Annotated in this window: 13 protein-coding genes and 1 pseudogene; 6 read left to right on the top strand and 8 right to left on the bottom strand. The window is 57.5% G+C overall.

Annotation, left to right across the window (positions count from 1 at the left end; all coding sequences use genetic code 11):
* Nucleotides 1–10: 10 nt before the first annotated feature.
* The 3 genes from tssK to IM295_RS19520 are packed head-to-tail and all read right to left on the bottom strand — an operon-like array spanning nt 11 to nt 2,404.
* Nucleotides 11–1,354: a type VI secretion system baseplate subunit TssK gene (tssK, locus tag IM295_RS19530; RefSeq protein ID WP_041909533.1), complete on the bottom strand. Its 1,344-nt coding sequence runs from the start codon at nt 1,352–1,354 to the stop codon at nt 11–13.
* Between the two features lie 28 nt (nt 1,355–1,382).
* Nucleotides 1,383–1,886: a type VI secretion system lipoprotein TssJ gene (gene tssJ / locus IM295_RS19525; RefSeq protein ID WP_028013495.1), complete on the bottom strand. Its 504-nt coding sequence runs from the start codon at nt 1,884–1,886 to the stop codon at nt 1,383–1,385.
* Nucleotides 1,887–1,909: 23 nt separating this feature from the next.
* Nucleotides 1,910–2,404 (bottom strand): hypothetical protein, encoded by a 495-nt coding sequence (locus IM295_RS19520; protein WP_048960692.1) that lies wholly within the window; start codon nt 2,402–2,404, stop codon nt 1,910–1,912.
* Between the two features lie 978 nt (nt 2,405–3,382).
* Between IM295_RS19520 and IM295_RS19515 the strand changes: the two genes are divergently transcribed.
* The gene (locus tag IM295_RS19515) at nt 3,383–5,671 is read left to right on the top strand and encodes an FdhF/YdeP family oxidoreductase (protein ID WP_193067207.1); all 2,289 of its coding nucleotides are present in this window, start codon (nt 3,383–3,385) and stop codon (nt 5,669–5,671) included.
* 23 nt (nt 5,672–5,694) lie between these two features.
* Complete coding sequence (locus IM295_RS19510; protein WP_193067206.1) at nt 5,695–6,591, top strand: LysR family transcriptional regulator; 897 nt, start codon at nt 5,695–5,697, stop codon at nt 6,589–6,591.
* Here IM295_RS19510 and IM295_RS19505 read toward each other — a convergent pair.
* Together IM295_RS19505 and IM295_RS19500 are read right to left on the bottom strand one after the other, a co-directional pair.
* The gene (locus tag IM295_RS19505; protein WP_193067205.1) at nt 6,570–7,328 is read right to left on the bottom strand and encodes a phosphate/phosphite/phosphonate ABC transporter substrate-binding protein; all 759 of its coding nucleotides are present in this window, start codon (nt 7,326–7,328) and stop codon (nt 6,570–6,572) included. The two genes, IM295_RS19510 and IM295_RS19505, sit on opposite strands and share 22 nt — an antisense overlap.
* Entirely contained in the window at nt 7,321–8,292 is a 972-nt protein-coding gene (locus IM295_RS19500; protein ID WP_193067204.1) for a fatty acid desaturase, read from the bottom strand. The genes IM295_RS19505 and IM295_RS19500 overlap by 8 nt, the downstream gene beginning before the upstream one ends.
* Nucleotides 8,293–8,440: 148 nt before the next feature.
* On the opposite strand from IM295_RS19500, the gene IM295_RS19495 reads away from it, so the two are divergent.
* On the top strand, nt 8,441–9,421 hold the full coding sequence (locus IM295_RS19495; RefSeq protein ID WP_028013500.1) for a GlxA family transcriptional regulator: 981 nt from the start codon (nt 8,441–8,443) through the stop codon (nt 9,419–9,421).
* Between the two features lie 78 nt (nt 9,422–9,499).
* Complete coding sequence (gene gap / locus IM295_RS19490) at nt 9,500–10,510, top strand: type I glyceraldehyde-3-phosphate dehydrogenase (protein WP_193067203.1); 1,011 nt, start codon at nt 9,500–9,502, stop codon at nt 10,508–10,510.
* Nucleotides 10,511–10,550: 40 nt separating this feature from the next.
* Here gap and IM295_RS19485 read toward each other — a convergent pair whose 3' ends face one another.
* Nucleotides 10,551–11,738, bottom strand: coding sequence for an MFS transporter (locus tag IM295_RS19485; protein WP_193067202.1), 1,188 nt, complete (start codon nt 11,736–11,738; stop codon nt 10,551–10,553).
* A 115-nt stretch (nt 11,739–11,853) separates the two neighbouring features.
* Here IM295_RS19485 and IM295_RS19480 point away from each other — a divergent pair, with 115 nt between their 5' ends.
* Nucleotides 11,854–12,810 carry an AraC family transcriptional regulator gene (locus IM295_RS19480; protein WP_028013503.1) on the top strand — a complete coding sequence of 319 codons (957 nt, stop codon included), beginning with the start codon at nt 11,854–11,856 and terminating at the stop codon, nt 12,808–12,810.
* A 14-nt stretch (nt 12,811–12,824) separates the two neighbouring features.
* Here IM295_RS19480 and IM295_RS19475 read toward each other — a convergent pair.
* Nucleotides 12,825–13,521 (bottom strand): annotated as a pseudogene (locus tag IM295_RS19475) (carbohydrate porin).
* A 282-nt stretch (nt 13,522–13,803) separates the two neighbouring features.
* Between IM295_RS19475 and IM295_RS19470 the strand changes: the two are divergent.
* On the top strand, nt 13,804–15,489 hold the full coding sequence (locus tag IM295_RS19470; RefSeq protein WP_193067201.1) for an alpha,alpha-trehalase: 1,686 nt from the start codon (nt 13,804–13,806) through the stop codon (nt 15,487–15,489).
* A 60-nt stretch (nt 15,490–15,549) separates the two neighbouring features.
* On the opposite strand, the gene IM295_RS19465 is transcribed toward IM295_RS19470, so the two are convergent.
* On the bottom strand, nt 15,550–17,652 hold the full coding sequence (locus tag IM295_RS19465; protein ID WP_193067200.1) for a TonB-dependent siderophore receptor: 2,103 nt from the start codon (nt 17,650–17,652) through the stop codon (nt 15,550–15,552).
* Nucleotides 17,653–17,672 lie beyond the last annotated feature (20 nt).

Raw genomic sequence — 17,672 nt, 5'->3', positions numbered from 1 at the left:
GCTCGCTTTATTATTCTGTCGGGCTACGGATGGCCCAAAACTCCATATCCAGCCCCGGGAACTCCCCTGCAAGGTGCAGGGCGAATGCGCCGGACTTATCCATCTCGTGCCACAGCTCGCTGCCCTTCTCCAGCTCGAAGTAGCTGTAGCCGGCATGCCACGGGATCTGCGGCGGCGCGACCGGCATGGCGCGCAGCATAATGCCCGGCAGCTGCAGCTGAACCAGATCGCGAATTTTCGAGACCGGGGCAATTTTCATCTGCGCCGGGAAATGGGTTTGCAGGTGTTCGCCCGGCACGTTGGCTTTCACCGCCAGCACGAAGCCAAATTCGCGCACCATGCTGGTTTCAGGAACGGTGGCGATGTTCAGGCCATGCGAGCGCTCGTTAAGCGGCAGCTGAATGGCGTGGTCTTCCATCACCAGCGACAGCCCCTGGCGCAGCATCAGCATCAGCTTGCTGAAGCAGTTCGCCAGATCGTCGTGATCGTAGATCGGCAGCACGCTCTCGGTGGTGCGCTGCGACGTCCAGGTCGTGAGCTCGGTGGCAAACGGCAGCCAGCTGCGCCAGAGCGTTTCCGGGTGCAGCAGCGGCAGCGTTTTTAAATGTGAAACCTCACCCAGATGACGGTTCACGAGCGAAAGCAGCGTAAATTCAATCAGTTCAGAGGTGTTAAAGCGGCCAGGCTGACGCAGGCGGCCGCCAATCTGCTGGCTACGCTGCACCAGCAAACCGTGCAGATCGTTGATCATGCTGTAGATCTGCGGGCTGTTATTGGCGTTCAGCATCGGCGGGATGTAGCTGTTATCCAGCCGCACGTGGTTGTCGTTGCGTTTTTCAGTCACAAACGCCACGCCGATGGATGTCCATTCTGCCGTGAGGTCTTTTTCCAGCATCAGCGTCAGGCGCAGGCGGCCAAACTGGACGGTGGCATCCCCTACCGACATGGCGTTATCGTCCTCCACCTCCTGCTCAAACGCGACGAAGCGGGCCAGTGAGGCAGGCTCTTCGCTGAAAATCACCTCTTCCCGCTCGCCACGACGAACCGGCAGCGCGAGCACCACCTTTTCGTTGGTGAGATTGTCAGGAATTTTTAGCGGCGCGGGACCATTGCGTCCGTTGCGGACCTGGAAAAAGGTGCCGTCCGGCAGTAACCCGCTGCAGTAGCTCAGGGCAATGCAGCCCTGGCGAAGCATCGCTTCGTCCAGTTCTACGTCGAGAAAGCCCCAGAGATAGGAACGCTGCAGCGCACCCCACTCACGAACATGGTTGAGCAGATAACTTTCAGTCCGCTGAAAATGGTGTGGACGCAGGAACATGCCTTCGGTCCAGACGACCTTTTCTGCTTTGGTCATGATGATGTGTTTCCTGTTGTGAAGCGCGTTACTGGCTGATGACCCGAATGCCGTTTACGTCGAGAAAAACGTTGGCCTGGAGTTCATCCGCGGACCATTTCCAGAACTGGTAGATATGATTTTCGCCTGGCACAGGCAGCGGGAGTGAAACGCGCCATTTTTTACCGTCCAGCTTCTGATATTCCGCCATCACGCCGATATAACGCGCCTCAGGATCGCTCTGACCGCTGAGGGTTTTGGACAGCTGTCCCGGCATCAGGAAGAAAACGTCGCTGTTCAGCAGATTCGCGCCAAGCGTTGCTGACGCGTTGTTCTGCAGGGAATAGAAGTCGCTGGACATGAAATCCGCATCGGATTTCAACAACAGCACCCGGACTTTAAGTGGCGCAGAATCATTGATTTGTGGATGAGCCTGAAACTGCAGATTGTAGCGGGAAGGGTCGCTGTGTGAAGACGACGTACAACCACTGACAAGGGCGAAAATCGCCGCGTAAAAGACTAACCACAGCCGATGAAACTTTTTATTATTCATAAAAATACGCCCACGAAAGCCGTTTAGTTCAGGATCCAGGTACCGTTAGCGCTGTCTTTGCAGGCTTTGCTGTTGCCATCCACATCGACGCAGGTCGCTTTTTTACGCACCTTAGGACGAATGGCCTGTTTGCGGACGGTGGCTTCGTACTGGTCGGCTTTGATAACGGCACGCATCGGGACGTAGCCAATCAGCTGGTCGTTCCCCTCATCGGCGAGCGCCATCCAGTAGTGTTCAACCTGCCCCAGCACTACATAGGTTTTTCCGGTTTCCAGCGTACGGATAACCTTTCCGCCAAAATCAGGACGGCTCATCAGGGAGGCCGGGTACATGGCACGATAAGGCTCGTTGAGCTGGGCGAATTCCGTTGGCGGCACCACGGCGTGACGGTGGGTCAGGGTGACACCGTTGACCTGGCTGGTCACGATCGTGTCGTCAGTGATTGCCGGTTTCTGTGGCGCTTTACAGCCCGCCACCGCCATTACAAACAGAAGTGAAAACAGTACGCGCATTTTCATATGCTTTTCCGTAGCGATATTTTGATGATGGAGATAAGGGGATGAAATTTGACTTAGGTGCTATTGTTAAAATAGTCAGGATAATTTCGGGGTGTTACTAATTTAAAGGCATAGCTACCGCACGAGCCCTTCAGAATAAGGCCCAGCGTCTTCCTGACATATTTTGACAAACGGTAAACAAGTTTACATGAGCTTTGCTTCAATTCAATATTTACCGCAGCGTAAGTGGTGGTAATTGAAGCAGCCAAAACATTATAGGATTAATCTGATAAAAAAACCCGACATAGCCTGGATCTACTTATTTCAACACCTTCTAATGATATAACACACTGTTATTAAAGCCTAAAATTCAAAAGAGAACGGATTTCATTAACGCAATAATGCTATTATCGCCACTACCATAATTAGTAGAAATGTCGTTTTGGTGATATCAGAAGAAGATATCGACGATGAATTATTTGTTGCACTAACTGGGTATGTTTAATATTGCAGCATCACCTGACGACACCATCGCTATTTAACTTATTGACTGCGCCTTTAATTTCACGACTCAAAATAACTTATATTTCATGTTGTAATAATAACCCTGTAAGTGATTATACATTTCCATTAATCATTAAGCCTGAGTAAACCTTCTCGTCACTATTTCGAATACCGACGTTGCTACAGCGCCTGTCAGCCGCCACGTTTCCACTTTAGAGCGACCGTCTCTTTCATTCGAAATTTTACCTGCGCTACATGCTTTCTCTCTCGACGCTATCTATCCTGCCTACCGGATGATAGATACAATTTATTATTAAAATGATAAAATTTCGTTATAATTTCTTTAAATAGTTGCATGCCAACATTCTTAACTCATTGTTATAAAGATAATTACAGGCAAGAGCCGTAACTCGACCGCGTGGATTTCCATCTCCGCCAGTCATTGCTTTTGCTTATTACCCAGCCGTTGCGCGACCAAACACGTCAGGAGTCAGTATGAACACGAAAAGACGCTCAGTTCCCGGTATCAGACACTACGATGGTCCTGCCGGCGGCTGGGGCGCGTTGAAGGCGACGGCCATTGCAGTACGTACCCAAATGGATACCCTGGACGCTCCCGCGACGCTGCTGCGTACCAACCAGCCGGACGGTTTTGACTGCCCCGGCTGCGCGTGGCCCGATAAAGAGCACAAGTCGACATTCCAGTTCTGCGAGAACGGCGCGAAAGCGGTAACCTGGGAAGCGACCAGTAAGCGCGTGACGCCCGATTTTCTGGCGGAAAACAGCGTCTCCTCGCTGCTGGCTAAATCGGACTTTGAGCTGGAAGGTTACGGTCGTCTGACGCATCCCCTGCGCTATGACCGGGCCAGCGATACCTTCCGGCCCGTCGACTGGGACGAGGCGTTTCAACGCATCGGGGAAATATTGCGCGGGCTCGAACCGGACCAGGTCGAGTTCTATACTTCCGGGCGCGCCTCCAACGAAGCGGCGTATCTGTTCCAGCTGTTCGCCCGCGAGTACGGCACCAATAATTTCCCGGACTGCTCGAATATGTGTCACGAGGCCACCAGCGTCGGCTTGCCGCGCTCCATCGGAATTGGGAAAGGCACCGTCTCGCTGGACGATTTCGACAAGACTGAGCTGGTGATCTCCATCGGTCACAACCCCGGCACCAACCATCCGCGAATGATGGGTACCCTGCACGAGCTGGCGCGTCGCAATGTGCCGATTATCGTTTTCAACCCGCTGCGCGAGCGCGCCCTCGAACGTTTTGCCGACCCGCAAAGCGTGATTGAAATGGCCACCTATGGCTCTACGGACATCGCCTCGACCTACTTCCAGGTGAAGGCCGGGGGCGATGCCGCCGCGCTGAAAGGCATTGCTAAACACCTTCTGGAGATGGAGGCCGAACGCGGTGACGTTCTCGACCGCGCGTTTATTGCAGAACACACCCGGGGTATTGAAGATTTTGCCGCCGATATCGCGCAGACCCGCTGGGACGACATTGAGCGCGAGTCGGGGCTCAGCCAGGCGGCGCTCAAAAAGGTGGCCGAGGCCTATGCCAAATCAAACGCCACCATCATTACTTACGGTATGGGGATTACCCAGCACAATAAAGGCACGGCGAACGTCCGCCTGATTGCTGACCTGCTGCTTCTGCGCGGGAATATCGGCAAGCCCGGCGCGGGGATCTGCCCCCTGCGCGGCCACTCTAACGTTCAGGGGAACCGGACCGTCGGGATTAGCGAGAAGCCTGCCCCGGCCTTCCTGAACCGCCTGAAAGAGGTGTTTGGCTTTGAGCCCCCTTCCCGTCACGGACACGATGCGGTGCAGGCGACGCGGGCCATGATCGACGGTCGCGCAAAAGCGCTCATTTGCCTTGGCGGTAACTTTGCCGTCGCGATGCCCGACCACGAGAACGGTTTCCCGGCGATGGGTAACCTGGATCTGAGCGTGCACGTCGGGACCAAGCTGAACCGTACCCATCTGCTGGTGGGTAAAGAGACCTTTATTTTCCCGTGCCTCGGCCGCACGGAGCTGGATATGCAGGCCACCGGCCGTCAGTCCATCACCGTCGAAGACTCTATGTCGATGGTGCATGCTTCCTCCGGCAAGCTGAAACCCGCCTCGCCGTTGCTCCGTTCGGAGCCTGCCATAGTCGCTGGCCTCGCAAAGGCTACCCTGCCGGAAACACGCGTGGACTGGCTGACGCTGGTCGAGGATTACGACCGCATCCGCGATTTGATCGAGCAGACCATTCCGGGCTTTGAGAACTACAATGCGCGGATCCGTGTTCCCGGCGGCTTCCGCATGCCGCTGCCTCCGAGACAGCGTATCTGGCCGACCGCAACGGGCAAAGCGATGTTCTCGGTATTCGACGGCGTACAGGAAAACGCCAGCGGTGAAGGCGAGCATGTGCTGCGCCTGATCACGCTGCGCAGCCACGATCAGTACAACACCACCATTTACGCCCTGGACGATCGCTACCGTGGCGTATTTGGCCGCCGCGACGTGCTGTTTATGAACGAAGAAGATATGGCGCAGTCAGGGCTGGAACACGGCGATCGCGTGGATATCGAAACCGCCCTCCCCGGCAGCGCGCAGCGTCTGGAAGATATTACAGTGGTGGCGTACAACATCGCCCTGGGCTCCGTCGGCGCGTATTACCCGGAGGCCAACGTGCTGGTGCCGCTCGATTATCTCGACAAGGACAGCGGTACGCCGTCGTATAAATCGGTTCCGGTTCGCATTACCCTGCGCTCGAAAGAGATCCGCATGCTGTAAGGCTTTACGCGCAGAGAAGAGTGATGGACATAAAACAGTTAAAATATTTACTCGCGCTCGACGAGACCCGCCACTTTGGTAAAGCGGCATTGCGGTGCAACATCACCCAGCCGACCCTCTCCATGCGCATCCGCAGCCTGGAAGAGGAGCTGGGGCTGGTGCTGATCGTGCGCGGGCAGCGCTTTGAAGGGTTTACGCCGGAGGGAGAGCGCATCCTCGCATGGGCGCGCGCGCTTCTTGCCGCGCACGACGGATTGCAGGCGGAAGCCGCGCTGTGTAAAGGCCAGGTGGTGGGAGAATTACGTCTGGGGATGGTGCCGCTGGCGAGCGTGGATCCGATGATCTTTATCCGCCTGCTGACGCAAAAGTACCCGGAGCTGACCTACAGCCTCTATTCTATGTCTTCGGCGCAGATTGCCGACGGCGTCAGCCGCAATCAGCTTGAGCTGGGGATTTGCTACCTGAACAGCATCGACACCAGCCTGTTTGACATTATCCGTTTGCCAGAAACGAAAATGGGCCTGCTGCACGACACCCGTCATTTCCAGCTTACCCCGGAGACGCTGACCTGGCACGACCTGACTGATTTTCCGCTGGGGTTCCTGACCAAAGGGATGCACTACCGGGCGCATATGGAGGCCAGCTTTAAAGCTGCTGGCATCGAACCAACGGCCGTTTTTGAGAGCGACTCCACGTTCCAGATCATTCAGGCGGTTCAGAGCGGCGTATGCTGCGCCGTGATGCCGCTGAATAACGGGCTGGAAGCCCTGAACGGCAATTTCAGGATTGTCCCCATCGCCGATGCGAACATTGAGGCTCCCATCGGCCTGATTATGCGCAGGCAGAAACCCGTCTCTTCGCTGGCGCTGCGCTGTTTTACCGACGCGCAGGCGATTTATCACGCGGGCAAGGAGGCGTAAGCCTGGCGCGTCACCACGCTGAAACCGCCGATCAGCACTGCGGCGCAGACCTCCCGGTAGTCCGGCGCACTCACCAGCTCGCGCAGCGCATCGCGAATGGCGCTGAGCGTTTCGGGGGACGCGCGTCGCGACGTGATTAATGGCAGCCCTGGCGTCAGCGGCGTTCGATCGAACGCCGCCAGCCCCGCAAGCCGTTCCGGCTCATGACGCTCCAGCAGCGCCCAGGTCACGCAGTCGATGGCGGCGATATCGCTCTTCCCGCGCTGCACGTCAATCAGCGACTGACGGTGGCTGCCGCTGAAGGACGTTTGTGAGAAAAATGGCCCGTCGACAATCAGGGGTGCCACCTTTTTTCGCAGCGCGTTATAGCCGGACTGCGAGTCTTCCGAATTACAAACCGCCCGACGTCCGCGAAAATCCGCCAGCGTGAGATGCCTTTCCTCCGCGCGCACTACCAGAAAACTGCGGTACTGGCTCCCTTCGCAGCCCGCGGCGGTGTAGTGAAAACAGCCCACCACCTGTACCTCCGGGAGCTGCGTCACCAGCGGGTAGCCGCATGTCTGGCTGAGGATAAGCTCAGGCTGCTGCCAGTGGGCCAGCAGGTCAGACTCCGGCCAGCCGGGAGCACCACCGACGGGCACGCCACGCGCGGCCAGCAGATGCTGCACCGCCAGCCAGAGCGCGCGGGTATCGCCGCGATCCACGGCGTACATGGGAAACGCCAGCAGGTTACTCATACCTCTCCTCCTGTTGTTTTCCGGGATGGACGGTGACCTCCACTGGCCGGGTCCAGAACTGGCGTAGCCATTCACCGTAGCCCTGGACCACAAAGCCGTGGTTACGCTGCCGGTACGCCTCCCGGTTTTGCCGGTAGATCGTCGGCAACCCGTACCAGGGAACGCCCGGTAAATCGTGGTGAATAGAATGGTAGTTGAGATTCAAAAACAGCACCCGCCAGACTAGCCCGGCCTCGTTAATGACCGAGCGCGCGAGCGGATCGTCCGCCGCCCGATGTTCGTAGAACGAGCGGACCTTGGTCAGCGCCAGCGCCGGATAGCTCACCGCCAGCACAAACCAGACGGGTGAAAAGCCGTGATGCACCATCCACGCGAAAAGTGCCGCCAGCAGCAGAGCATGAACCAGCCACATCGCCATCGCCCGCAGGTGAAAATCACGAAACGCCGCCGCGGCGCTGCCCAGCGCCTGAAGGATATCCAGCAGCGGCGCCAGCACCAGCCGCCCGACGAAAGTATTCCGGGCCCGGATCGCGCGCTTCTGCCACGGGGAAAAGCGCGCCCAGCTCGCCTCGGTGAAATAATACGACTCCGGGTCATCCACCGGATCGGTCAGGCTATCGTGACGGTGATGGGCCAGATGGGAATCCCGGTACAGGCCATACGGATACCAGACCGCCAGAGGGAGCGTGCCGAACAGCTGGTTAAGCCAGGCAAAACGGGTGGGATGCCCGTGGATCAGCTCGTGCTGCAGGGACATGTACCAGGCGGTAAACCAGATAAGCAGCAGCGTGGCGGGAAGCAGGCCGAGCGTTTGCCAGAATGTTAGGGTGGAAAACCAGCCGGTATAGATAATGACGATCAGCAGCCACGTAGGGAGTTCACTTCGCCACAGAATCCCAGATGCAAGTCGGTGGATGTGATTGCGCTGCTGCGGATGTAAATAGAGGGTGCTTCGTTTACTCATTCCTTCAGACGCCGTTTCGCCAGAGACAATGCTCTGACGATCGGGGATAACGCCTGAAATGACAAAGAACTTAAATCGCTTTGCTTTGCCGGAAACGCAGGGTCACGCCCGGCTTGACTTATTCTGTGGTAAAGGTACTTTTCAGGACATGAAGAAAATATTAATTATCGTACCTGACGGCGGCATGCTGTTTGAGGCCGCCGGTATCGCCGACATTCTGATGCAGGCCAACCGGCTGCATCCGGAAGGGCTTACCCAGCCCCGCTACCGTATCATCATTGCCACCACGCAGCCCCACCAGGTGATCCACGGCCAGTCTGGCCTGAACCTGCTGGCGGACTATCGCCTGCCGGAGCTGGATCCGCGCGAACCGCTGGACACCATTATCATCACCGGACGCGGGATCAACGAGCAGGAGAGCACGGCGGTGGTGGACTGGCTGCATCTCGCTGCGCCGCACGCCCGGCGGGTCGCCTCCATTTGCGGGGGCGCGATGCTGCTTGCCCAGACCGGCTTGCTGGACGGCCGCCGCGCAACCACCCACTGGCGGCTGCTGGAGACGATGCAAGCCCAGTACCCGGCTATCCACGTCGAAGGCGGCCCGCTGTATATTCAGGATGGCCCCATCTGGACCTCCGGCGGCGTGAGTTCCGGGTTCGATCTGACCCTGGCGCTGGTGGAAGACGACTATGGATTTACCCTCGCCCGCGACGTGGCGCAGGATATGGTGATGTATCTGCGTCGCCCCGGCGGACAGCTGCAGTTCAGCCGCTATAGCCTGCAGCAGCCTGGCGCATCGGGGCCTATCAGCGAACTGCAAACCTGGATCCTGCAGAACCTCACCGCCGACCTTTGCGTGGAAAATTTGGCCGAAAAGGTGGCGATGAGCCCGCGCAATTTCACCCGGGTTTTTACCCGCGACGCGGGCGTCTCGCCTGCCCGTTACGTGATGGAAGCGCGCCTGGCCGCCGCCCGACAGTTGCTTGAGCAGACCCATGATCCCCTTGAGCGGGTTGCCGAGCAAAGCGGGTTTGGCACCAGCATTAACCTGCGCCGCGTGTTTGAGAAACAGCTCCACCTCACGCCAGGCGAGTACCGCCAGCGCTTCCACTGCCGCAAGATGGCGTAATCTGATCCTTTTTTGTCGTTTACGCCAACCGGCCCCGCGCCTACAGTGACTCCAGACAACAGAGATAAGGAGTGCACCATGGTTAAGGTCGGTATTAACGGTTTCGGCCGTATCGGACGTAATTTCCTGCGCGCGGCGCTGGGTAACCCGGATCTTCAGATTGTGGCCATTAACGATCTGACGGACAGCAAAACCCTCGCCCACCTGCTGAAACATGATTCCCTTCTGGGCAAACTGCCCGCGCCCGTTGAAGCGGCTGACGGCGCACTGCAGGTGGACGGTCAGCGGATTGTGGTATTTAGCGAACGCGACCCGGCAAATATTCCGTGGCGCGATGTTGGTGTTGACGTGGTAATTGAGGCCACCGGCTTCTTTACCGATCGGGAAAAAGCGGCGGTGCACGTCACGCAGGGTGGCGCAAAGCGCGTCATCATCTCCGCGCCCGGCAAGAATGACGATCTGACGGTTGTGATGGGAGTGAACCACGATCGCTACGACCCGGCTCAGCACGTGGTCGTCAGTAACGGGAGCTGTACCACGAACGGTCTGGCGCCGGCGGCTCAGGTGCTGCATCAGCAGTTCGGGATCGAGCATGGTCTGATGAACACGACGCACGCCTACACCAACAGCCAGGCGCTGCACGACCAGCCGGAAAAAGATCTGCGCGGCGCGCGCGCGGCGGCGCTGTCGATTGTGCCTTACTCCAGCGGCGCGGCGAAAGCGCTGGGCAAAGTGATCCCCTCCCTGGACGGCAAGCTGACCGGGTACTCCCTGCGCGTGCCGGTGCCGGTGGTGTCGATTGTAGATTTAACGGTAACACTCAGCCGTAGCGTAACCGCCGAAGAGGTGAATGAGGCGTTCCGCAACGCGGCCGCCAGCGGGCGTCTGAAAGGGATCCTGGGCTATAGCGATGAACCGCTGGTCTCCAGCGACTACCAGGGCGACCCGCGCTCCTCTATTATCGACGGGCTTTCCACGCTGGTAATTGGCGGGAACATGGTGAAGATCCTGGCGTGGTATGACAACGAGTGGGGCTTCTCTAACCGCCTGGTGGATCTGGCGGTGCTCATGGATAAGAAAGGGCTGTAAGCCTGGAGCCGGGTGGCGCGAACGCTCACCCGGCAAAAAATCATTCCGCTTTCACTTTCACGCCCATCAACACAATCACCATCGCCGTCACCAGCAGGAACCCGCTTCCGGCGAATACGCCGCTGGCACCGTTAAGGTCAAATACCGCCCCGCCCCCGGCCGCACCGGCGCTTATCGCCAGCTGGATTGAGGCCACCAGCAGCCCCCCTGCACTTTCGGCTTCATCCGGAACGGTGGTGGCAAGCCAGGTTGACCAGCCCACCGGAACCAGACCAAACGCAAAGCCCCACAGCGCCACCAGGAACCCGTCCAGCATTGCCAGATGGCCAAACGCCACCATCGTCAGCGCCAGTATGCCCATGGCGAACGGCACCAGCGCCAGCGTCAGGTGTAGATTACGTGCCAGCAGATGTCCGGCAACGGAAGTACCGACAAAGTTCGCCAGCCCAAAGCCCAGCAGGATCAGTGAAATGGTCTCAACGTTCGCCTGCCCCACCGTTTCCAGGAACGGGCGCAGGTAGGTAAAGAAGGCGAAATGGCCGCTGAAGATCAGAATAGTGGCCAGCATGCCGCCGATCATGCCCGGTCGACGCAGCACGCGGAACAGCGTGCTGAGGCTACCGCTGCTCTCGGGTTTCATGGACGGCAGCACCCAGATCTGCCACAGCAACGCCAGTACGCTCGGCAGAATGCAGAGCACAAAGACGTTGCGCCAGCCGATCAGGCTACCCAGATAACTCCCCAGCGGGGCAGCAACCACGGTGGCAATCGACACGCTGGAGAAGATCACCGCCAGCGCCTTCGGTACTTTATCCGTTGGAACCAGGCGCATCGTGGTGGCCGTCGACATCGCCCAGAAGCCACCGATGGCGACCCCTAACAGCAGGCGCCCCATCAGCAGGACGTGCAGCGTAGGCGCAAAGGCCACCAGCAGGCTGGAGATGATTTGCAGCACGGAGAAAAACATCAGTACCCAGCGACGGTCGATACTTTTGGTCGCCGGCGTAATCAGAAGCCCGGTGACCAGCGCCACCAGCGCGGTGGCGGTGACGGCCTGCCCGGCCATGCCCTCGCTGACGCCCAGGCTCGCGGCCATCGGCGTCAGCAAACTGGCTGGCAGGAACTCAGCCGTTATCAACCCAAACACGCCCAGCCCCAGTGAATAGACGGCCCGCCAGGCGGGTCTGGCTGGCGCCACGGCCTCTCTCGCCACGACACATGAATTCATCTGTTGTTCTCCCGTTATAAAAATGTGACAACTGTCGCAAAAGCATAGAGGGTTCACCGTGGACGATCTATGACATATAATCTCCACTTATTGATTATTCGTCCGGAGTTGCGCCATGACCGTTCAGTCCCCCGATTTGATCAGCGAACTCTTACGCGGCATGCGCCTGTCGGGTGTGAAATACCGACGGATTGAAGCCAGCGCGCCGTTTGGCGTGGCGTTCCACCAGGCGCCCGGTAAGGCGCAGTTCCATTTTGTGAGCCACGGTAGCGCCCTGCTGCGTATGGAGAGCGGTGCGACCTTCGAACTGAGCGGCGGCGACGCGCTGTTTATTCCTGGCGGGAATGCCCACGCCCTGCTCTCTGACGCGCAGGCAGCCATTACTCCGGTGAACGCTTTTCCGAGCGAACCTATCTGCGGCTCGGTGTGCGCCATTACTTGCGAGCCCTGTCCGGAGAGCGAGAACACCATCATCTTTAGCGGGTGTATGGATTTTGAACTCGGCGGGATGCAGCCGCTGATCAAAGCAATGCCGGAAGTGATGATGGTCAGCCGGCTGATGTCCACCTGGCCGGAAATTCATCCGCTACTGGCGGCGATGGAGCGAGAATCCATGACCCGTCAGGCCGGGTTCGCCGGGATCCTTGCCCGGCTGGCTGACGTGGTGGCGGCGTTAATTGTGCGCGGCTGGGTTGAGGGCGGCTGCGGTAAAGCCACCGGCTGGGTGCAGGTTTTACGCGACCCGCGCCTGAGCCGGGCCATTTACGCCATGCACCAGCAGCCTGGCCTGAACTGGAGCGTGGCGGACCTGGCGAAAGAAGCGGGCACCTCACGCTCCGTGTTTGCCGAACGGTTTCTGGCCGCGACGGGGACGACCCCGGCAAAGTATCTCAGCGAACTGAGAATGCGGCTGGCGATTCAGTACATTCGTCACGAAAATCAGCCGATTGAAACGGTCGCCCTGCGGCTGGGTTACGGATCGCTGGCGGCGTTTAGCCGGGCCTTTAAGCGCATCATTGGCCATGCGCCGGGCACGCTGCGGGAAGCCGGCCAGGCCCCGGAAGAGGTCTGACCGGCAGGCTGGCATCAGAAAGAGTATTTAAAGCGCACGCGGCCACCGTAGCGATCGTCGTTTTTCTTATCGCCCGCTTTCGGGGAAGCGTTGACCCAGGACGCATACGCGCCCAGATAGATGTTGAAGTTTTTCATCTTCATGACGTTCGGGATCAGGTACGTCGTATGGATGGTATGAATATCATACTCGCCCGTCGCGTCCAGGTAAGCGGTGTTGAGGTTCATGACCACGCCGTTCTCCGGATCGGTTTTAAGCCCGTCCCAGGTCATAGTAAACCCGTAGCCGTCGCTGTAGAGATCTTCCGACTTTAATTTCCCCGTCGTTCACAGAACCGAAGAAGAATACCGCATCATCGAGATACATTTTCCCGCCGAGAGGCTGAACGGAAAATCCGGCAAAATTGCCGTTATCCATTTTCCGATAACCATCAAAACCTCATAAATTATGCCCGTTAATATCCCAGCGTTCTTTATATCCCGGCGCCCGGTCGCTATTAGTGCTTTGCTTAATGGAGGTCAGACTGCCTGTTTTACTGGCGGCATCTATATTAAACTCCACGTCACCATAAAATTTAATATCACCAAACCCTGAAAGCGTCAGCTTTGGCGGTTCGGCTTTGCTCACCGGCTCTTCGGACTGCACAACAACGGCGGGTGCTGCCTGCGCGGCGGCCGCCTGCTGCTGTCTAAGCGCCGGAATAAAATGCACTTATCAGTTTTACCGTTTTTTTTTAATTTCATAAAATCCATCCTGATTATAAAAGTGAATACGCAAATAGAGAGCATCGCCATTTCGACTACATAGCCTTTTGGGTTCTATTATTTTTTTTGTTGCACAACAAATCCTTCCGGACAGGGCGTGCGAAGCGGTAAATTGTCTGGTTCTGCGCAAAATGGGATATTCAACACGCGAAGCGGGCAATATTCGTCTAAGGTTTTCAGGTGATTGATAACAGCGGTCACGCTGTTCAGGAATACAGGAGACGAACCGATGATAAGACCTCGTACTTTACGCCCTGCTCTTTTGCACCTCGCGCTGGGAGGCGCGCTGCTCGGTGTGGCAACGATGGGTTATGCTGAAGAACAGCCAGCCTACCAGAAAAATTCACCCGATATTTTGCTTGGCCCTCTGTTTAACGACGTGCAGAGTGCCAAACTGTTTCCCGATCAGAAAACCTTTGCCGATGCCGTTCCCAAAAGCGACCCGCTGATGATACTGGCGGATTACCGGATGCAGCACACCCAGACAAGCTTTGACCTGCGCCACTTTGTGGAGATGAACTTCATACTGCCTGCGGAAGGTGAAAAATATGTGCCGCCTGCGGGACAAAGCTTACGTGAGCACATTGACGACCTCTGGCCTGTGCTGACGCGCACCACGGATAAAGCCAGTAACAAATGGGATTCCCTGCTGCCGTTACCGAAACCTTACGTTGTGCCCGGCGGGCGCTTCCGCGAGGTCTACTACTGGGATAGCTATTTCACCATGCTGGGCCTGGCGGAGAGCGGCCACTGGGACAAAATCAGCGATATGGTGGATAACTTTGCGTATGAGATTGATACCTTCGGCCATATCCCCAACGGCAACCGCAGCTACTACCTGAGCCGCTCCCAGCCGCCGTTCTTCTCACTGATGGTTGAGCTGCTGGCGACGCATGACAAAGACGCGCTGAAAAAATACCGTCCACAAATGGAAAAAGAGTACACCTACTGGATGGAGGGTGTAGAAAGCCTTCAGCCTGGGCAGGCTAACCAGCGCGTGGTGAAGCTCGATGACGGTTCCGTACTCAACCGCTACTGGGACGATCGCGATACCCCGCGCCCGGAGTCCTGGCTTGACGATATCACCACGGCGAAGAGCAACCCTAACCGGCCTGCGACGGAAATCTACCGCGATTTGCGCTCCGCAGCGGCCTCGGGCTGGGACTTTAGCTCCCGCTGGATGGACGACCCGCAAAAGCTCGGCACCATCCGCACCACCAGCATTGTGCCCGTCGATCTGAACGCCCTGATGTTTAAAATGGAAAAACTGCTCGCGCGAGCAGGCCAGGAGGCGGGCGACAGCGCGGCGGCGAGTAAATACGAGGCATTAGCAACCGCGCGTCAAAAAGCCATTGAGCGCCACCTGTGGAACGATAAAGAGGGCTGGTACGCCGATTACGATCTCAAGAGTAAGAAGGTGCGCAACCAGCTCACGGCGGCGGCCCTCTTCCCGCTCTACGTGAAGGCGGCGGCACAGGATCGCGCCGATAAAGTGGCCGCGGCCACCTCCGCGCGCCTGTTGAAGCCGGGCGGTATTACCACCACCACCATCAACAGCGGCCAGCAGTGGGATGCGCCAAACGGCTGGGCACCGCTGCAGTGGGTGGCAACGGAAGGGTTGCAGAACTATGGGCAGGATAAGGTTGCATTGGACGTGACCTGGCGCTTCCTGAAGAACGTTCAGCACACTTATGACCGCGAGAAGAAGCTGGTGGAGAAATATGATGTCTCTTCTACCGGTACCGGCGGTGGCGGCGGTGAATATCCGCTCCAGGATGGGTTCGGCTGGAGTAACGGCGTGACGCTGAAAATGCTGGATCTGGTTTGTCCGAAAGAGAAACCGTGCGACAGCGTGCCGGAAAATCAGCCTGCGGCGAACGATGAGGCTGCGCCGGTGAAAGCTTCGGCGCAGTAAGGGAGTATTGCCGGGTGATGGCTACGCCTTACCCGGCCTACATTTTGAACTCACAGGGATTTAGAAGCTGTAACTCGCCCCTAGCTGATACGTCCTGTCACGCCCAATCCAGCAGTTAGTCGCATCGTAGCAGGTCAGCGTCTCTTTATTGGTGATGTTCTGCATACTTGCCTTAAGCGTCAGCCCCGCCAGCGAAGGCAGAATTTCGCCCATCCGGTACGACGCCGCCAGATCGTACTGCGTAGTGCCCCCCAGCTTACCCGCATCGTTAGACGGTGAAATCTCCATCGGCCCGGTATAGCGCGCCCCGGCGCCCAGCATCAGCCCCTTCAGCGGCGTGCTCTCGAAGGTGTAGTCCCCCCACAGGTTGAACGCATTTTCCGGCACCTGAGTGGGACGCTTGCCCTGGTATTTATCATCTTCGGTATTAATTACGTGGGTGTATGCATAGTTGGCAATCAGCGTCAGGTTGTCCGTCGGGCGGCTGATGGCGGAGAACTCCGCGCCTTTGGATTCCACTTCACCAGTCTGACGGTAGTTCAGGAAGCCCGGGTCGGAGGTGACGACGTTTTTCTGCCGGATGTTAAACACCGAGGCGGTAAACGTCGTGGCGTACTCGGCCAGCAGATATTTAACCCCTCCTTCCACTTGCTTGCTGGTGGTTGGCTTGACGTCTTTCGCCGTGAGCGTCCCCTGCGGCGAGACCGGTGCAAAACCTTCTGAATAGCTGATAAACGGCGAAATACCGTTATCGAAGGCGTAAAGCGCCCCCAGGCGTTTGGTAACGCGATCCTGCGATGCCCAGGCCTTATCGCCGTTTTGCAGGTAATCGGTGGTGACGGAGCGGTAATCGTCGTAGCGCAGGCTGCCCAACAGACTTAAGCCGCCAAATTCCACCTGATCCTGCAGGTAGTACCCGTTCTGCTGGTAGCTGAGGCGGTTTTTCTGGGCGGTGTAGAGCCCCAGCGCGCTTTCGTGGATTTGCGAATAGTCCGGATTACGCATATCCATGCCCGGCGTAGTCGACGCGTAGCGGTAGTGGAAATGGGAGTTCAGCCTCTGATAGTCAAACCCGGCCAGCAGATGGTGTTTCCAGTCGCCCAGCGCAACGGTTTTAGTCACCTGGTTGTCGATGTTGAAGCTCTTAAGATCTTCATCGGTGGTATAGGCAAAGCGGTTAAGCTGATAGACCTCACTTCCCGTTCCCGTCGCATAGACGCTGTTCTGGTGGGTATCGACGTCGAAATAGCGCGCTTTCTGATTAAAGCCCCAGCCGCTGTCAAACTCGTGTTCGAAGCTGTAGCCCAGCATCCACTGCCGCTGCTTAAACCCGCTCCACTCATCTCCGGCGTAATCCCGGCGATCGGCATATTTGGACCGCAGATAAGCGAGCGGCAGCGGGTTAGACGGCGTCAGGCTCGGGGAGTTTTGCGCCAGCGCATCCAGGGTGAGGCGGGTTTTACCGTCGGGTTGCCATGTAACGGATGGGGCGACCAGATAATTTTCATAGCGGCTGGTGTGCGGCTGATCGTCATTCTCCGTCGCTTTACCCAGCAGGCGGTAATTCCAGTCGCTGTCGGCAATTTGTCCGGTCGAATCGAGATAGCCTTCTTTCAGATTACGGTTCCCGGTATTAAAACCGACCTCGGTACGGGCTTCCCGCTGCGGCTTTTTACTTTGAATATTTACCAGCCCGCCCGGCGAACCGCCGCCGTAAAGCACCGATGAAGGCCCTTTCAGGATATCGACGCTCTCTATTAACAGCGGATCGATGCGCGCCTTGGTGTTGCCGGTGACGTTATAGGGTAGCTGCAGTCCGTTGTAAAACTCCTGATCAACGGTAAAGCCACGAATTTTGTATTCGCTCATATAGGAGGTATTCCCCCGCACCTCGGTTGAGACGCCTGGGGCATAGCGCAGGATTTCATTCACGGAGTTCGCGTGACGCTTTTCGATCTCCGGCGCAGAGAGCGTGTTGATAACCTGCGGCGTTTTACTTTCGGCAACGGCCGATTTGGTGGCGCTGTTGGTCCAGGCCGGCAGCGCGCTGCCCTGCTCTGAGCCCGTGACGACAATGGTTGATTCTTCGGCGATAGCCTGGACCTGCAATGCCAGCGTGACGGCACCCGCCAGGGTGCATAACGTAAAACGTGAGGAGTTCATAATGTCGTCTTGTTATTACA

Origin of the sequence: Enterobacter cloacae complex sp. P14RS (assembly GCF_014895895.1) — a bacterium.
In the GTDB taxonomy this organism is placed as follows: Bacteria; Pseudomonadota; Gammaproteobacteria; order Enterobacterales; family Enterobacteriaceae; genus Enterobacter; species Enterobacter bugandensis.
This window is presented reverse-complemented; position numbering and strand designations above follow the sequence as displayed.